Annotated in this window: 14 protein-coding genes; 9 read left to right on the top strand and 5 right to left on the bottom strand. The window is 33.3% G+C overall.

The window, feature by feature from the left end:
* Positions 1-2: 2 nt before the first annotated feature.
* A complete protein-coding gene (locus IU405_RS06565) occupies positions 3-575 on the bottom strand; it encodes a hypothetical protein (protein WP_197437812.1) in 573 nt (190 codons plus the stop codon).
* Positions 576-580: 5 nt separating this feature from the next.
* Positions 581-1,144, bottom strand: a complete 564-nt coding sequence (locus IU405_RS06560; protein ID WP_197437811.1) for a YceI family protein — start codon at positions 1,142-1,144, stop codon at positions 581-583.
* Positions 1,145-1,265: 121 nt separating this feature from the next.
* On the opposite strand from IU405_RS06560, the gene IU405_RS06555 reads away from it, so the two are divergent.
* The 4 genes from IU405_RS06555 (at position 1,266) to IU405_RS06540 (ending at position 5,256) form a co-directional block, all read left to right on the top strand.
* On the top strand, positions 1,266-2,141 hold the full coding sequence (locus IU405_RS06555; RefSeq protein ID WP_197437810.1) for a winged helix-turn-helix domain-containing protein: 876 nt from the start codon (positions 1,266-1,268) through the stop codon (positions 2,139-2,141).
* Between the two features lie 116 nt (positions 2,142-2,257).
* A complete protein-coding gene (gene crtD, locus IU405_RS06550; protein ID WP_197437809.1) occupies positions 2,258-3,742 on the top strand; it encodes a 1-hydroxycarotenoid 3,4-desaturase CrtD in 1,485 nt (494 codons plus the stop codon).
* A gap of 37 nt (positions 3,743-3,779) precedes the next feature.
* Entirely contained in the window at positions 3,780-4,376 is a 597-nt protein-coding gene (locus IU405_RS06545; protein WP_197437808.1) for a carotenoid biosynthesis protein, read from the top strand.
* Positions 4,377-4,473: 97 nt separating this feature from the next.
* Complete coding sequence (locus tag IU405_RS06540; RefSeq protein WP_197437807.1) at positions 4,474-5,256, top strand: alpha/beta fold hydrolase; 783 nt, start codon at positions 4,474-4,476, stop codon at positions 5,254-5,256.
* Positions 5,257-5,289: 33 nt separating this feature from the next.
* Here the strand turns inward: IU405_RS06540 and IU405_RS06535 are convergent, their stop codons facing one another.
* The 3 genes from IU405_RS06535 to IU405_RS06525 all read right to left on the bottom strand — a co-directional run bounded on the left by IU405_RS06535 (position 5,290) and on the right by IU405_RS06525 (position 8,481).
* Positions 5,290-6,582 (bottom strand): aminopeptidase P family protein, encoded by a 1,293-nt coding sequence (locus IU405_RS06535; RefSeq protein ID WP_197437806.1) that lies wholly within the window; start codon positions 6,580-6,582, stop codon positions 5,290-5,292.
* Between the two features lie 150 nt (positions 6,583-6,732).
* Positions 6,733-8,046 (bottom strand): DEAD/DEAH box helicase, encoded by a 1,314-nt coding sequence (locus IU405_RS06530; RefSeq protein ID WP_197437805.1) that lies wholly within the window; start codon positions 8,044-8,046, stop codon positions 6,733-6,735.
* A 171-nt stretch (positions 8,047-8,217) separates the two neighbouring features.
* Positions 8,218-8,481, bottom strand: a complete 264-nt coding sequence (locus IU405_RS06525; RefSeq protein ID WP_197437804.1) for a GlsB/YeaQ/YmgE family stress response membrane protein — start codon at positions 8,479-8,481, stop codon at positions 8,218-8,220.
* A 101-nt stretch (positions 8,482-8,582) separates the two neighbouring features.
* On the opposite strand from IU405_RS06525, the gene IU405_RS06520 reads away from it, so the two are divergent.
* The 5 genes from IU405_RS06520 to IU405_RS06500 all read left to right on the top strand — a co-directional run bounded on the left by IU405_RS06520 (position 8,583) and on the right by IU405_RS06500 (position 15,726).
* Positions 8,583-11,450 carry a WD40/YVTN/BNR-like repeat-containing protein gene (locus tag IU405_RS06520; protein WP_197437803.1) on the top strand — a complete coding sequence of 956 codons (2,868 nt, stop codon included), beginning with the start codon at positions 8,583-8,585 and terminating at the stop codon, positions 11,448-11,450.
* Between the two features lie 62 nt (positions 11,451-11,512).
* Positions 11,513-12,127: a DUF6973 domain-containing protein gene (locus tag IU405_RS06515; RefSeq protein ID WP_197437802.1), complete on the top strand. Its 615-nt coding sequence runs from the start codon at positions 11,513-11,515 to the stop codon at positions 12,125-12,127.
* Positions 12,128-12,232: 105 nt separating this feature from the next.
* Positions 12,233-12,907, top strand: a complete 675-nt coding sequence (locus IU405_RS06510; RefSeq protein WP_197437801.1) for a succinate dehydrogenase cytochrome b subunit — start codon at positions 12,233-12,235, stop codon at positions 12,905-12,907.
* Positions 12,908-12,916: 9 nt separating this feature from the next.
* On the top strand, positions 12,917-14,914 hold the full coding sequence (locus IU405_RS06505) for a fumarate reductase/succinate dehydrogenase flavoprotein subunit (protein ID WP_197437800.1): 1,998 nt from the start codon (positions 12,917-12,919) through the stop codon (positions 14,912-14,914).
* Positions 14,915-14,985: 71 nt separating this feature from the next.
* On the top strand, positions 14,986-15,726 hold the full coding sequence (locus tag IU405_RS06500; RefSeq protein ID WP_197437799.1) for a succinate dehydrogenase/fumarate reductase iron-sulfur subunit: 741 nt from the start codon (positions 14,986-14,988) through the stop codon (positions 15,724-15,726).
* Positions 15,727-15,731 lie beyond the last annotated feature (5 nt).

Below are 15,731 nucleotides of genomic sequence, written 5' to 3'. Positions count from 1 at the left end.
ATTTAATTACACAACTCTTCATTTTGTCTAATTTCATTTAATGTTTTCCAAATTTCATGCCCAGTGTTTTGAGGAGAAAACCGAAAAATCACAATGGTTTTCTCAGAATTTTTACAGAATATTTGTTCACCAAGTATATGAACACTAATTATTTTTCCTGTATAAAATCCGTCAAAAAATTTCATTTCTCCAACAAATTTTTCTTCACTGTTTTTTTTAAATTGAACCTCTGGCTCTGGAAAATTAGTTGCCCAATGATTTGGTTTCATTAAACCATCAAAATAGCTTTTAAAATGATATTCAATTTCTTTTAAACTTAAAGGATTGGCTGCACTTACTTTCCAACCAATGACTAAAGACCAAAATTCATCACTTTTTGGATTTGACCAATTTGGCATAAAAAGTAGTTCTTCAAAACCAGTAAGTTTTAGGTTTGGAGCCCAATCTATTGGAAAATTAATGATTTCTGTTTTCCAGTTTTTGGTATTGTTTAAAATGGAAATTGTTTCTTTTTCCTGACTTAAAACAGTAAAAAACGAAAAAAGTAAAAGCAATTGCACTATTGTTTTTTTCATAACTTTTATAATTTTATCAAAACTTCAAATCCAATGGCATCAGAAATGGCGCCATCTTTAAATTTACTTTTATAGTTTACATTCCAAGCTGTTCTATCAATTTTAAAACGAGTTTTTAATTCTTTTTTCTCGGGGTTTAATTCCGCTAGAAAATTAATTGGTTTTGTAATGCCTTTTATGGTCAAATTTGCTTCAAATCGCGCATTATTTTTATCTGAATATTCCACTTTTGTAATCGAAATTTTGGCTAAAGGAAATTTTTTCACATCAAAAAAATCTGGGTCTTTTAAGTGATTTACAAGACCTTCATTGGCATCTTTTTTCTTTATATCCGTATTTGTGATTGAATTCATATCAATCACAAATTCACCTCCGCTAATTACGTTATTTTTCTTTACTAAATATCCTTCTTTAATTTTAATAAATCCTTCATGTCCACCAAAATAAAAGGTGTATTCTCCAATCCATTTGATACTACTTTTTTTAAGATCGATTGGAAGTTTTTCTTCTGAAAAAAAGGTGGTGTTTAGTTGTAACGCAATTGTAAATAATATTACTATGGTTTTCATAATTCTTGTTTTAATGATTATGCAGCAAAACTATTTTTACGCCCGTCAAAAAGTGTCAAAAGAATGTAAAAGAAGTGTCAATGAATGTAAAAATTGCTAGAAAAGGGTTTTATTTGCAGTAATGAAGAGAAATAATACACTTTTTTTGATGTTGGTTTTTGGAGTACTGTTTTTTTGCATGAGTAGTTTTACTCCTTTTCAAAACAATCATAACGATTTTTCTATGCGTGTAAAAATCTCGTTGAGAGAAGTTGGCAATCAATTATTGTTATCAAATAATGATACAGTTTCATTGATTTTACCCATAACAGAAACTGATGATTTGAAGTATCAAATTTCTTTCAACAATCCTCTTTCTTTTGCCCCAGATACTTTAGTTGCGATTTTTAAAAATGTTTTTAAAACGTCTTCTTTGTCATCAAATTATATTGTTGAAGTGCTTCAATGCTCAAATAACGAAGTTGCGTATAGTTATGAAATGAATCAAAAACAAGAGAAAACAATCATTCCATGTTCAGGAAGAATATTGCCAAAAAATTGTTATAAAATAGTGGTGACATTTTTGGACATTCCTTCAAATGATTCAACAGGATATACAACTTATTTTTACTTTTTGATAGCCTTATTTTTAGTGCTTTTTTTAGTGAAAATTTATTCAAGAAAAAAAATCAAAAAGAATGAAATTTTGACTTCAAATAACTTTAAAATTATTGGACGATTTGAGTTTTATCCTGAGCAAAATAAATTAGTTAAGAAACCACTAGAAATTAATCTTTCAAAAAAAGAATGTGAGCTGTTAGAAATTTTTATTTCACGACCTAATCAAATTATCAAAAGAGAAGAATTGACAAAAAAAGTGTGGGAAGATCATGGGGTTTTTGTAGGAAGAAGTTTGGATACGTATATTTCTAAATTGCGGAAAAAGTTACAAGATGATGATTCTATTCAACTCATCAATATTCATGGAGTTGGTTATAAATTAGAAGTTTCTTTGTAAAATGGTAAAACACAAGATATTTTGTTAATTGATTAAAAAATCAAACAAAATAGCAATTAATATCTTTTGAAAATAGTATTTTTGTTCAATAAATTTAGAGATATTCTAAACAAAAAATGAACACTATTCAAACGAATAAAAAAGCAGTTGTCATAGGTGCTGGAATTGCAGGAATTGCGAGTGCTATTCGCCTGCAATTGAAAGGATTTGAGGTAACTGTTTATGAAAAAAATGCTTATCCAGGAGGGAAATTATCCGTTTTTCAGTTAGGAGATTATCGTTTTGATGCAGGTCCTTCATTGTTCACAATGCCTCAATTTGTGGAGGAATTATTTTCGTTGGCAGGAAAAAAAACAGCCAATTATTTTGAATATGTAAAACATCCAACTTCATGCAAGTATTTTTGGCAAGATGGCACACAATTGCATGCAGAAAGTGATGTTCAAAAGTTTGCCGAAAAAGTACAGGAAACTTTTCAAGTTGAAGAAGATGTTATTGTAAAAAAGTTGCAAAAAGCGGCTTTTATCAATGAAGCAATTGGCGATTTATTTTTAGAACAAAGTTTGCATCAACCAACCAATTTTTTCAATTTGAAAACATTGAAATCAATACTGAATATTGGAAAATTTGATCTTGATAAAACGCTTCATCAAGCAAATCAAAAGGATGTAAAACATCCAAAAATGGTGCAATTATTTGATAGATTTGCTACGTATAATGGTTCAAATCCTTATAAAACTCCTGGAATTATGGGCATTATTCCTCATTATGAACATAATGTCGGTACTTTTTTCCCCACAAAAGGAATGAACAGTATTACTACTACTTTGGTACAATTGGCTGAGGATTTAGGCGTAAAATTTCAGTATAATGAAATTGTAAAAGAAATTATTTTAGACAAATCTCAAAAGAAAGTGTTGGGAATTGAAACCGAAAACGGAAAAATATTGGCTGATGTTGTTTTTAGCAACATGGATATTTATTTTACCTATCATCAATTGTTGCCAAGTTTTCCAAAACCAATAAAAACACTTTCGCAAGAAAGATCAAGCTCTGCCATTGTTTTTTACTGGGGAATTCGCAAAGAATTCAAAGAATTGGACTTGCACAATATTTTTTTCGCAGAAGATTATAAAGCGGAATTTGACGCAATTTTTGAACAAAAAACGATGTATAAAGACCCCACAATTTACATCAATATTTCGTCAAAAATTTGCAAAGAGGATGCTCCAAATCAATCAGAAAATTGGTTTGTAATGGTAAATGCACCTGCGAATATTGGACAAAATTGGGAGGAATTGGTTGCAAATACGAAAAAAAATGTCATCGAAAAATTGAACGCTCATTTCAAAATGGACATTGAATCTTTGATTGAATGTGAGGAAATTTTAGATCCAAGAACCATTGAAAGCAAAACATCTTCTTATCAAGGTTCGTTGTATGGAACAAGCAGCAATTCAAAATTTTCTGCGTTTTTGAGACATCCAAATTTTAAAAAAAATATCAAAGGATTGTATTTTGTTGGTGGAAGTGTGCATCCTGGAGGAGGAATTCCATTATGTTTATTAAGTGCTAAAATTGCGACAAATCATGTTTCGTAAAATTAAGATCAATAAAATCCAATTTTCGATAACACTGTTGATTTTAATTTACGTCACAGGTTTTATCGGAATTGTTGCGAGCAAAAATCCCATCGAATTTTTGTCTTTAACTCCTTTAAATTTGGGAATTAGCGCAATTTTACTGTTCATCAATCATCAAAAAGGATTTCTAAATCAAGTATTTATTTTTATTTTGATTGGCTTTCTTGGGTATTTTATTGAAGTTTTGGGCGTAAATACGGATGTTATTTTTGGAGAATATGCTTATGGAAAAACATTGGGCTGGAAAGTTTTTGAAACGCCATTAATGATTGGTGTAAATTGGATTTTGTTAACGTATGCAACTGTTTATTCTTTAGAAAAGTACATTCAAACAAAGTGGATTTTGGCTCTTTTTTCAAGTTTCGTTTTGGTGACACTCGATTTTCTCATTGAACCCATTGCAATTACCTATGATTTTTGGACATGGACAAACGGACAAATCCCTATTCAAAATTATGTTGCTTGGTATGTAATTGGGGTTGTTTTTTGTTTTGCATTGGCTCAATTTAAAAAAGGTTCTTTCAATACCTTTGCGCCTTTTTTATTATTGATACAGTTTTTGTTTTTTGGGATTTTAAATTTTGTTTCATAATCTTTTTTTAAACATTCATTAACACAGCATTTTTTTTAAAATAAAGTCTTCAATTAATAAAAAACGTATTTTTGCTTTTTTAAATGGAAAATAACTTTTGTTAAATTACTACACGTATCCTAATTCCAATTCTATTGAATGGGTGACTTTTGTGCATGGTGCAGGAGGAAGTAGTTCTATTTGGTATAAGCAATTGCGCGATTTTAAAAAAGAATTCAATGTCTTGATTTTGGATTTGCGCGGTCATGGAAATAGCAAACCAACCTTGAAAGACACGTTCAATCCAAAATATACTTTTGATTCAATTACCCATGATATTGTAGAAGTTATTGAACATTTGAACATCCGAAAATCACATTTTATAGGCATTTCTTTAGGAACCATTTTGATTCGAAATCTAGCAGAAATGAGACCAGAATTGGTAAAAAGCATGATTATGGGAGGTGCCATTATCAAATTGAATTTTCGTTCTCAAATTTTAATGAAAATTGGTAACATTTTCAAATCTGTAGTGCCTTATATGCTATTGTATAAGCTGTTTGCGTTTATCATTATGCCAAAGAAAAACCACAAAAATTCACGATTATTATTCGTTAATGAAGCTAAAAAATTGTATCAAAAAGAGTTTTTGCGTTGGTTCAAATTGACTGCAGAAATCAATCCTTTATTGCGATTTTTTAGAGCGAAAGACATTCAAATCCCAACCTTATATATTATGGGCGCTGAAGATCATTTGTTTTTACCATCTATCAAACATATTGTTTCCAAACACGTAACTTCCACACTTTTTGTGGTGGACAATTGCGGTCATGTTGTGAATGTGGAACAGCCAGAAACATTCAATTTGCAAACAATTCGTTTTATCAATTCGCTGACATAAAAAAAGCGAGTTTTACAACCCGCTTTTCAGTATTTATTGATTCATCAAATCTTCAATATCGTCCGCTTCAATAGGAATGTGTTGCATCAAATTGAAAGGTTCCCCTTGTTCTTGAACAACAACATCATCCTCTAAACGAATTCCAAAACCTTCTTGTGGGATGTAAATTCCAGGCTCAACAGTGAACACCATATTTGCTTGCATAGGTTCGTGCAGTAAACCATAATCATGTGTGTCTAATCCAATATGATGACTTGTTCCGTGCATAAAATATTTTTTATACGCAGGCCATTTTGGGTCTTCATTTTGAACATCAGCTTTGTCAAGCAAACCTAGTTTCAACAATTCTGAAGTCATAATTTTTCCAACTTCTATGTGATATTCTTTCCATAAAGTTCCTGGGACTAATAATTTTGTAGCTTCTTTTTTCACGTGATTTACAGCATTGTACACTGCTTTTTGTCTTTCAGAAAATCGACCAGAAACAGGAATTGTTCTTGTTAAATCACTTTTATAATTGGCATATTCAGCAGCAACATCTAGCAACAATAAATCTCCTGTTTTGCATTGCTGATTATTTTCAATATAATGCAACACGTTTGCGTTGATTCCTGAGGCAATAATGGGCGTGTAAGCAAATCCTTTAGAGCGATTTCTGATGAATTCATGAATCAATTCTGCTTCTACTTCATATTCCCAAACATCAGGTTTTACAAAATGTAACAATCTGCGAAATCCTTTCTCAGTAATATTGCAAGCTTGCTGCATCAAATCCAATTCAATAACATCTTTTACAGAACGCAAACGCTGTAAAATGGGGTTGCTTTTTGCTACAGAATGCGCAGGATATTTTGCTAAAATCCATTTTGTAAAACGATCTTCACGTGTTTCTGTTTCTACTTTTGCTCTGTAATGTTCGTTGGTATTGATGTAAAAAGTGTCGCAATAAGAAGCCATTTCAAACAATACTTTTTCCAATTCTTGCAACCAAAAAACAGTGACAATTCCCGAGTTTTCAAAAGCAGCTTCTTTGGTGAGTTTTTCTCCTTCCCAAACCGCAATATGATCATTGGTTTCTCTTACAAAAAGTACCTCACGCAATGCTTGATTTGGGCAATCAGGAAATAATAATAAAACACTTTCTTCTTGGTCAACACCACTCAAATAAAAAATATCTCTGTGTTGTTCAAAAGGCATAGTGCCATCAGCACTTGTGGGATAAATATCATTCGAATTAAAAATCGCCATACTATTTGGCTTCATTTGCGAAGCAAAGTTTTTACGATTTTTGATAAAAAGTGCTGAATTTATGGGTTGGTATTTCATATCAAATAAGTTTGAAACACAAAGGTAGGAATAAAATTAGCAACTCAAAATTTGGATTAAACGCAAAGGCGCTAAGTTTTTTTCGCAAAGTTCACGCAGAATTCTTTGCGAACTCAGCGAAATCTTTGCTTCTTTGCGGTAAAAAAAATCTTATCGTCTTCTTTTTGGAGCAGCACTTCTTCCTTTTTCAGAGGAATTTGCTGGTTTATTTCTTTTTTCGAATGGTTTTTTTTGGGGTGAATTTCCTCCTGATGAATTTGAATTTGAAGGTTTTTTCTTCTTTGCAAATGAACCTTTGCTTTGCGTTGACGCTCTTTTAGCTTCAGCAGTATCAGTAGGTTCAAAGCCTTCAACAATTTCAGAATTTAATTTCTCTTTCAGTAGTTTTTCTATTTCATTTTGAAATTCAGTTTCTTCACTGCACACCAATGAAATGGCTTCACCTTCAGCGCCTGCTCTCCCTGTTCTTCCAATTCTGTGCACATAATCTTCTGGCACATTTGGCAATTCATAATTGATGACATGAGGCAATAATGGAATGTCCAAACCACGAGCTGCAATATCTGTAGCAACTAAAACTTTTATAGAGTTTTCTTTGAAGTTTTTTAAAGCTTTTGTTCTTGCTCCTTGACTTTTATTTCCATGAATGGCAGCTGCAGTAATTTTTGCTTTTAACAAACTTTCAGTCAATTTATTGGCTCCATGTTTGGTTCTTGTAAAAATCAATACTTGTTGCCAATCATTGTCAGTAATCAATTTGATAGTAAAAGCAGTTTTTTTGTTTTTATCTATTTTATACACTTTGTGAGTTACTTTTACAGCCGTTGAATTTTGTGGTTCAGCAGCTACAGAAACTGGATTTTTTAAAATTCCTTCCGCCAATTTTCTGATTTCTGGTGAAAAAGTTGCAGAGAAAAGTAAGTTTTGACGTTTTACGGGCATAAAACTGATGAGTTTGTTCAAGTCTCTTGCAAAACCCATGTCTAACATTCTATCAGCTTCGTCTAAAATCAACACATCAATTCGTTTGAATGATACCGAATTTTGTTCATGCAAATCCAACAATCTTCCTGGAGTTGCCACCAAAATATCCACCCCATTTTTGAGCATTGATTTTTGAGAAACAATGTTTACACCTCCAAAAACCACTCCTGATTTGATATCAGTATATTTGCTATATTCCTTGATATTTTCATACACTTGCGCAGCCAATTCTCTTGTTGGCGTTAAAACCAAAGCACGCAAAGGACCGTTTTTTTGTTGTTTGGTTTCTGTTAAATATTGCAACACGGGCAATGTAAATCCAGCAGTTTTTCCAGTTCCAGTTTGTGCAGATGCCAATACATCTTTCCCTTCTAAAATAATTGGAATTGTTTTTTGTTGTATTGGAGAAGGCGTTGTATATCCTTTTTCCTCAACTGCTTTTACAAATGCAGTTGTTAATCCTAAAGATTTGAATGACATAAATAATTTTTAAGAAACAACACTTCTTGTTGTTCTAAATATCTTGCAAAAGTAGGTTGAATTCTTTCTTCAAAACGATTAATTGTCCATTTAAATTCAAAACGCAATCATATCTACCAAAAAAAAGAGGTTTTCAAAACCTCTTTTTTTGCTTATAAATCAACTATTTTTTCAGCGTTTTCTGTTGGTTCCTCGTTTGAAAAGCCCTAAAACAAAAAGAATGATGATTGCTCCTGAAGCTCCTTTAATAATATCACTTACTACACCACTTCCTACTTTTATGCCAAGTTCGCCAAAAGCCCAAGAGCCAACGAAACTTCCAGCAATTCCAATAATAATACTAATCAAAAGACCATAACCATTATCACTCATTAATACATCTGCAATATATCCGCAGACAGCTCCAATAATAATTACATATAAAATGTTATCCATAATTTTAAATTTAAATGTTAAATATGTGCCAATTTAGTAAAAAATCATTATAATTTTATTGAAATTTACCAATAATTTACGTTTAACCAAAAATAGTACAAATGTCTACACCAAATACTTTCCTAAAAAAGAGTTTATTTTATTTCGTTTTATGTAGTTCTTCACTCGTTTTTAGTCAACAAAAACCAACAAGCGCCACTCAAGTTCAACAAGCATTACAGCAACAAGAAGAGTTGAAAAAAACATCTCTTGTTAAAAATGTTTCGTTTACAAATATTGGCCCAAACATCATGAGTGGACGTGTTTCTGATGTGGATGTAAATCCTGAAAACACCACCGAATTTTATGTTGGGTATGCATCTGGAGGATTGTGGTACACCAATAATAATGGAACCACTTTTACGCCAGTTTTAGACAATTCGCCTACTCAAAATATTGGAGATATTGCTGTTGATTGGAAATCAGGAACGATTTGGGTTGGAACAGGAGAAAAAAATTCTTCACGTTCTTCCTATGCAGGAATTGGTTTGCTAAAATCAACAGACAAAGGAAAATCTTGGCAAAACGTTGGTTTGTTAGATTCGCATCACATTAGCAGAATCGTCATCAATCCAAACAATGCGAATGAAGTTGTTGTGTGTGTTATTGGACATTTGTATTCTTCCAACGAAGAACGTGGAATTTTCAAAACAACTGATGGAGGAAAAACATGGAAAAAAACCCTATACATCAACGAAAATACAGGAATTATAGATGTGGAATTTGCTCCAAAAAATTTCAATATCATCTATGCTGCTTCTTGGGAAAGAGAACGAAAAGCCTGGGATTTTGATGGAGATGGAAAAAATTCAGCCATTTATAAAAGTACAGATGCAGGAAATTCTTGGACAAAAATTTCGGAAAATAATGGTTTTCCAAATGGAGATGGAGTGGGAAGAATTGGGTTGGCAGTTTTTGATGAAAACACAGTTTATGCTTTGCACGATAGTCAGTTTAGAGAAGAAAAATCCAACAAAAAAGAGGATGCAAAAGGCTTGACAAAAGAAGATTTCAAAACGATGACGAATGAAGTTTTCTTGAATTTGACTGATAAAGATTTGAATGCATTTTTAAAAACAAATGGTTTTCAAGAAAAATATCGAGCAGAAAATGTGAAACAAATGGTGAGAGTTGGTACTGTAAAACCAATTGATTTGGCAAATTATTTAGAAGATGCAAATGCCATGCTTTTTGATACGCCAGTAATTGGTGCCGAGGTTTTTAAAACGACCAATGGCGGAAAATCTTGGAAAAAAACACACACAGGCAATATTGAAGGATTGTATTTTTCTTACGGATATTATTTTGGTGAAATTCGTGTGGATTTGCAAAATGAAAATGGAATTTACGTATTAGGTGTTCCTATTTTAAAATCAAAAGATGGTGGAAAAACGTTCACTTCTATCAGCAGAGAAAATGTGCACTCAGACCATCAAGCGTTGTGGGTCAATCCAAAAAAAGCAGGACATTTATTGAACGGAAATGATGGTGGTTTGAATCTTTCTTATGATGATGGGGAAAATTGGTCGAAATTAAATGAGCCTTCAGTGGGTCAATTTTATGCAGTCTATGCAGACAATCAAAAAAATTATTTGGTCTATGGAGGTTTGCAAGACAATGGAGTTTGGGTTGGCCCAAACAATCCAAGAATCAATAAAAGCTGGCATCAATCAGGACAAAATCCTTACGAATCAATTATGGGTGGAGATGGAATGCAGGTTCAGGTTGATGACAGAAATCCGAATATTGTCTATACAGGATATCAATTTGGGAATTATTTTAGAATTGATCGTACATCTGGAAAAAATACTTACATCCAACCAAAACACACGTTGGGAGAAACTCCCTACAGATTCAATTGGCAGACGCCTATTTTACTTTCAAAACACAACCAAGATATTTTGTATTTAGGAGGTAATAAATTGCATCGCTCTTTGAATCAAGGTGATGATTGGGAAACCATTTCTGATGATTTAACTACGGGAGGGAAAAAAGGAAATGTTGCTTTTGGAACGTTGACGACTATTTCCGAAAGTCCTTTTCAATTTGGATTGCTGTATGTTGGTTCAGATGATGGTTTGGTGCATGTCACCAAAAACGGAGGAGGTTCTTGGGAAAAAATTTCGGACAATTTGCCTCAAGGATTATGGGTTTCACGAGTGATCGCTTCTGCACATCAAAAAGAGCGTGTTTACGTGACTTTGAATGGCTACAGATTTGACGATTTTACTTCGTATGTGTATGTTTCTGATGATTATGGCAAAACCTGGAAAAACATTGGAAATTCCATTCCAACTTCGCCAGTAAATGTGATTAGAGAAGATCCATCAAACGAAAATATGTTGTATGTGGGTACAGATAATGGAGCATATGTTTCGTTTGATAGTGGAAACTCTTGGCAGATTTTCAGTAAGAATTTACCCAATGTTGCAGTGCATGATTTGGTGATTCAGCCCACAGCAAAACACTTGATTTTAGGAACTCATGGACGCAGTTTGTATAAAGCTGACATTGGAAATTTACAATTAGTTACATCAGAATTGATGAACAAAAAATTACATATTTTTAAAATTAACGATATTCAAAAAAGAAACAATTGGGGTGCCCCAAGAAATGATTGGTCTGAAGCATTTGAACCAGAAATTACGATTCCTTTTTACGCAAGTTTGAATAAAAAAGGGGTTTTACAAAAAATGTTTGTGCAAATTTATTCAAACGATATTCGTGTAAATTCAAAATTATACTTTGCATCTTATGGCTACAATGAATTTACATTTGATCTTTCTTTTTCTGAAGAAGGAAGAAATGATTTTGAAAAGAATCATAAAAACGCAAAACTAGACAAAGCAAAAAACGGAAAGTTTTATTTGCCAAAAGGAACATACACAGTGAAAATTGGAGACGAAAAAGCAACGTTTGAAATAAAATAATTACAAAGACCTCACAGGTTTTCATCCCGAAAATTCGGGACTGTGAGGTTTTTAATATTTTCATGAAAAAGACACTACTATTATTTTTTATTTCAATTTCTTTAAACGCACAAACCGATTTAAAAAGTTTTTTTGCGCTTTCAGGACCCAAAAAAAGTTGGGTGCTTTCACATCCATTTAAGGCAAAAAAAGCGTACGAAATATCAATGGAAGTCCAAAGAATTTCGGATTCTATCAGTAAAACAAATTTGTTAGATGGTGATTCTTCTGGAGGTCAAGTAGATGCGTTCAGACATGCGTATTGGATGGCAAGATTGCATCAAGAAATGGGAAAATCGGCTGCAAAATCCTTAGGAAAAGCGCACGAAAAGGAAAATTATTTGATGTTTAAAAACAACGAAAATGAAGACGGAATTGTTCCTGACGAAATTTCTTCGGAAATGGATTTGTTTAATAATACTCAAGGATTGTTATTGATTTCAAAAAACAGCGATATTTCCAAAACGGGTTTGATATATAGAGTCATCAATGCCATTCATGAGGGGAAAATGAAAATTATCAAAAAAGATAAAAACGGCCGTTTTTTAACTTGCGATGGTACTAAAATTTCACCAGATTCTTTAAAAGGTAAATGGAAAAACAACAAGTGTTTGGTTGCTTCAAATCAAATTCCTTAAAATTAATTTAAAATTGTTCTAAATACTCTCGAAAACGTTGTAATTTCTTTGAAAAGCGATTCGTTTCGCCGTATTTTTGTAGTCAAATTTTTTAACTAAACTACAATGAGCGGATTTTTCAAATCATCCATTGGAAGAAAAGTAGCGATGGCACTTTCGGCTTTCTTCTTAATGATTTTCTTATTGCAACATTTATTTATCAATACCTTATCGGTTTTTAGTCCTGAATTGTTCAATGAAGTTTCTCATTTTATGGGAACAAATCCATTGGTTCAATTTGCTTTACAGCCCGTATTGATTTTTGGAGTTGTTTTTCATTTTGTGATGGGTTTTATCCTTGAAATCAAAAACAACAACGCAAGACAAACAAAATATGCTAAAAACAATGGAGCTGCCAATGCTACTTGGATGAGTAGAAATATGATTTGGAGTGGAGTTGTTATTCTAGCATTTATAGTATTGCATTTTATCGATTTTTGGTTTCCAGAAATCAATACCAAATTCATCAAAGGCGATTGGTCAGGAACCATGGAAGGTGTAGAAGGTTTGCGTTATTACGAAGAATTAACACACAAATTTGTAAGTCCAATTCGAGTGGTTGCTTACGCCTTAGCATTCGTTTTCTTAGGATTGCATTTAGCACATGGATTTACGTCTGCTTTTCAATCAGTAGGAGCTGCTTCTTTGCGTAAAAAATTGGAAAACGTTGGAAAAGCCTACGCAATCATTGTTCCTTTAGGGTTTATTTTTATCGCATTGTTTCACCATTTTAACCATTAATCTTACACTATGACTTTAGATTCAAAAATTCCAAAAGGCCCATTAAAAGATAAATGGACTGATTATAAAAACAAAATCAACTTAGTAAATCCTGCAAACAAACGTCATATTGATATTATTGTGGTTGGAACAGGTTTGGCTGGAGGTTCTGCTGCTGCAACGTTGGCAGAATTAGGATACAACGTAAAAGCATTTTGCTATCAAGATTCTCCAAGAAGAGCACATTCCATTGCTGCGCAAGGAGGAATCAACGCTGCCAAAAATTATCAAGGTGATGGAGATTCAACTTACAGATTATTTTACGATACTGTAAAAGGAGGAGATTATCGTTCAAGAGAAGCAAACGTATATAGATTGGCAGAAGTTTCTGCAAATATCATTGACCAATGTGTGGCACAAGGAGTTCCTTTTGCGCGTGATTATGGAGGATTGTTAGACAATCGTTCTTTTGGTGGTGTGTTAGTTTCAAGAACATTTTATGCCAAAGGACAAACTGGACAACAATTATTATTAGGTGCCTATTCTGCAATGAACAGACAAATTGCACGTGGTAAAATTGAAATGTTTAACAGACACGAAATGTTGGATGTTGTGCTGGTTGGTGGAAAAGCGAGAGGAATCATTGCTCGTAATTTGGTAACTGGTGAAATTGAGCGTCATTCCGCACACGCAGTTGTGATTGCTTCTGGTGGATATGGAAACGTATATTTCCTTTCTACAAATGCGATGGGTTCAAACGTAACTGCTGCTTGGAAAATTCATAAAAAAGGAGCATTTTTTGCAAATCCTTGTTTTACACAAATTCATCCAACGTGTATTCCACGTTCAGGAGATTATCAATCAAAATTAACATTGATGTCTGAATCATTGAGAAATGATGGAAGAATTTGGGTTCCAAAAAGTTTGGAAGATGCAAAATTAATTCGTGAAAGAAAGATAAAACCAACACAATTGACCGAAGATCAAAGAGATTATTTCTTAGAAAGACGTTATCCTGCTTTTGGTAATTTGGTACCAAGAGACGTGGCTTCAAGAGCTGCAAAAGAGCGTTGTGATGCTGGTTTTGGTGTAAACGCTACAGGAGAAGCTGTGTTTTTAGATTTTGCTGCCTCTATTGAAAGATATGGAAAAGAGCAAGCAAAAATTCAAAACATTGACAATCCTTCAGCGGCTAAAGTATATGAATTAGGGCAAAAAATAGTGGCTGCAAAATATGGAAACTTATTCCAGATGTATGAAAAAATCGTCGATGAAAATCCATACGAAACACCAATGATGATTTATCCAGCTGTGCATTATACCATGGGTGGTGTTTGGGTAGATTATAATTTGATGACTACCATTCCTGGATGTTATGCTATTGGAGAAGCGAATTTCTCTGAACACGGAGCTAACAGATTAGGTGCTTCTGCGTTGATGCAAGGTTTGGCTGATGGCTATTTTGTATTGCCATATACTATTGGAGATTATTTGGCAGATGACATCAGAACTGGAAAAATCCCAACTGATTCTCCAGAATTTGACGAAGCTGAAAAATCAGTAAAAGATACTATTGATTTTTTCATCAACAATAAAGGAACACATTCTGTAGATTATTACCACAAAAAATTAGGAAAAATCATGTGGGATAAATGTGGAATGTCTAGAAACGAACAAGGATTGAAAGAAGCTATTGAAGAAATTGCTGCTTTGAGAAAAGATTTTTGGCAAAATGTCTCTGTGCCAGGCTCTGACAAACAATACAATGAAGAATTGGCAAAAGCAACTAGAGTTGCTGACTTCCTTGAATTAGGAGAGTTGTTTGCAAAAGATGCTCTACAAAGAGAAGAATCTGCAGGAGGACATTTTAGAGAAGAATACCAAACTCCAGAAGGTGAAGCACAAAGAAGAAAAGAGTTTCAATATGTGTCAGCTTGGGAATACAAAGGCGAACCAAAAGACGCTGTTCTTCACAAAGAAATCTTGGAATACGAGAATATTGAGGTAAAAGAGAGAAGTTATAAATAATATTCGCTTTTAGCCTTTCGCCATTAGCCTTTCGCTAATTGCCAAAAGCTAACAGCTTAAAGCATAAAAAAATGAATTTAACATTAAAAATTTGGAGACAGAAAGACACTCGTTCTAAGGGTCAAATGGTTGATTATAAAGTTGCTGATATTTCAGAACACATGTCTTTCTTGGAAATGATGGATGTTTTGAACGAACAACTCATCAACAAAGGTGAAGAACCTGTGGCTTTTGATCATGATTGTAGAGAGGGAATTTGCGGAATGTGTTCCATGTTTATCAATGGAGAAGCACATGGTCCTGATAGAGGCATTACAACCTGTCAATTGCATATGCGAATGTTCAAAGATGGTGATACCATTACCATTGAACCTTGGAGAGCCACTGCATTTCCGGTGATTAAAGACTTGGTTGTTGACAGAAGTGCTTTTGACAGAATTCAACATGCAGGTGGTTATATTTCTGTAAATACCTCTGGAAATACGCAAGATGCCAACTCGATTCCAATTTCAAAACACGCAGCTGATACAGCTATGGATGCAGCAACTTGTATTGGTTGTGGAGCTTGTGTAGCCACTTGTAAAAACTCTTCAGCGATGTTGTTTGTGGGTGCAAAAGTGTCGCAATATGCGTTGTTGCCACAAGGACAAGTAGAAGCGGCTGACCGAGTTAAAAACATGGTAGCGCAAATGGATTTAGAAGGTTTTGGAAACTGTACAAATACAGGTGCTTGCGAAGTGGAATGCCCAAAAGGAATTTCCTTAGATGTGATAGCACGTATGAATAGAGAATTATTGAAAGCGTCTATTTAAAGAAC

This window comes from Polaribacter sp. BAL334 (genome assembly GCF_015767435.1).
GTDB lineage: Bacteria > Bacteroidota > Bacteroidia > Flavobacteriales > Flavobacteriaceae > Polaribacter.
Note: the sequence above shows the minus strand (reverse complement) of the source record. Positions and strands in the feature narration are given on the sequence as shown.

What these genes read in the sequence shown, in the direction of transcription:
- IU405_RS06520 (WP_197437803.1), top strand. Translation starts at nt 8,583, where the DNA reads ATGTCTACACCAAATACTTTCCTAAAAAAGAGTTTATTTTATTTCGTT.
- IU405_RS06505 (WP_197437800.1), top strand. Translation starts at nt 12,917, where the DNA reads ATGACTTTAGATTCAAAAATTCCAAAAGGCCCATTAAAAGATAAATGG.
- IU405_RS06565 (WP_197437812.1), bottom strand. Translation starts at nt 575, where the DNA reads ATGAAAAAAACAATAGTGCAATTGCTTTTACTTTTTTCGTTTTTTACT.
- IU405_RS06530 (WP_197437805.1), bottom strand. Translation starts at nt 8,046, where the DNA reads ATGTCATTCAAATCTTTAGGATTAACAACTGCATTTGTAAAAGCAGTT.
- IU405_RS06560 (WP_197437811.1), bottom strand. Translation starts at nt 1,144, where the DNA reads ATGAAAACCATAGTAATATTATTTACAATTGCGTTACAACTAAACACC.
- IU405_RS06515 (WP_197437802.1), top strand. Translation starts at nt 11,513, where the DNA reads ATGAAAAAGACACTACTATTATTTTTTATTTCAATTTCTTTAAACGCA.
- IU405_RS06510 (WP_197437801.1), top strand. Translation starts at nt 12,233, where the DNA reads ATGAGCGGATTTTTCAAATCATCCATTGGAAGAAAAGTAGCGATGGCA.
- IU405_RS06535 (WP_197437806.1), bottom strand. Translation starts at nt 6,582, where the DNA reads ATGAAATACCAACCCATAAATTCAGCACTTTTTATCAAAAATCGTAAA.
- IU405_RS06500 (WP_197437799.1), top strand. Translation starts at nt 14,986, where the DNA reads ATGAATTTAACATTAAAAATTTGGAGACAGAAAGACACTCGTTCTAAG.
- IU405_RS06555 (WP_197437810.1), top strand. Translation starts at nt 1,266, where the DNA reads ATGAAGAGAAATAATACACTTTTTTTGATGTTGGTTTTTGGAGTACTG.
- IU405_RS06525 (WP_197437804.1), bottom strand. Translation starts at nt 8,481, where the DNA reads ATGGATAACATTTTATATGTAATTATTATTGGAGCTGTCTGCGGATAT.
- crtD (WP_197437809.1), top strand. Translation starts at nt 2,258, where the DNA reads ATGAACACTATTCAAACGAATAAAAAAGCAGTTGTCATAGGTGCTGGA.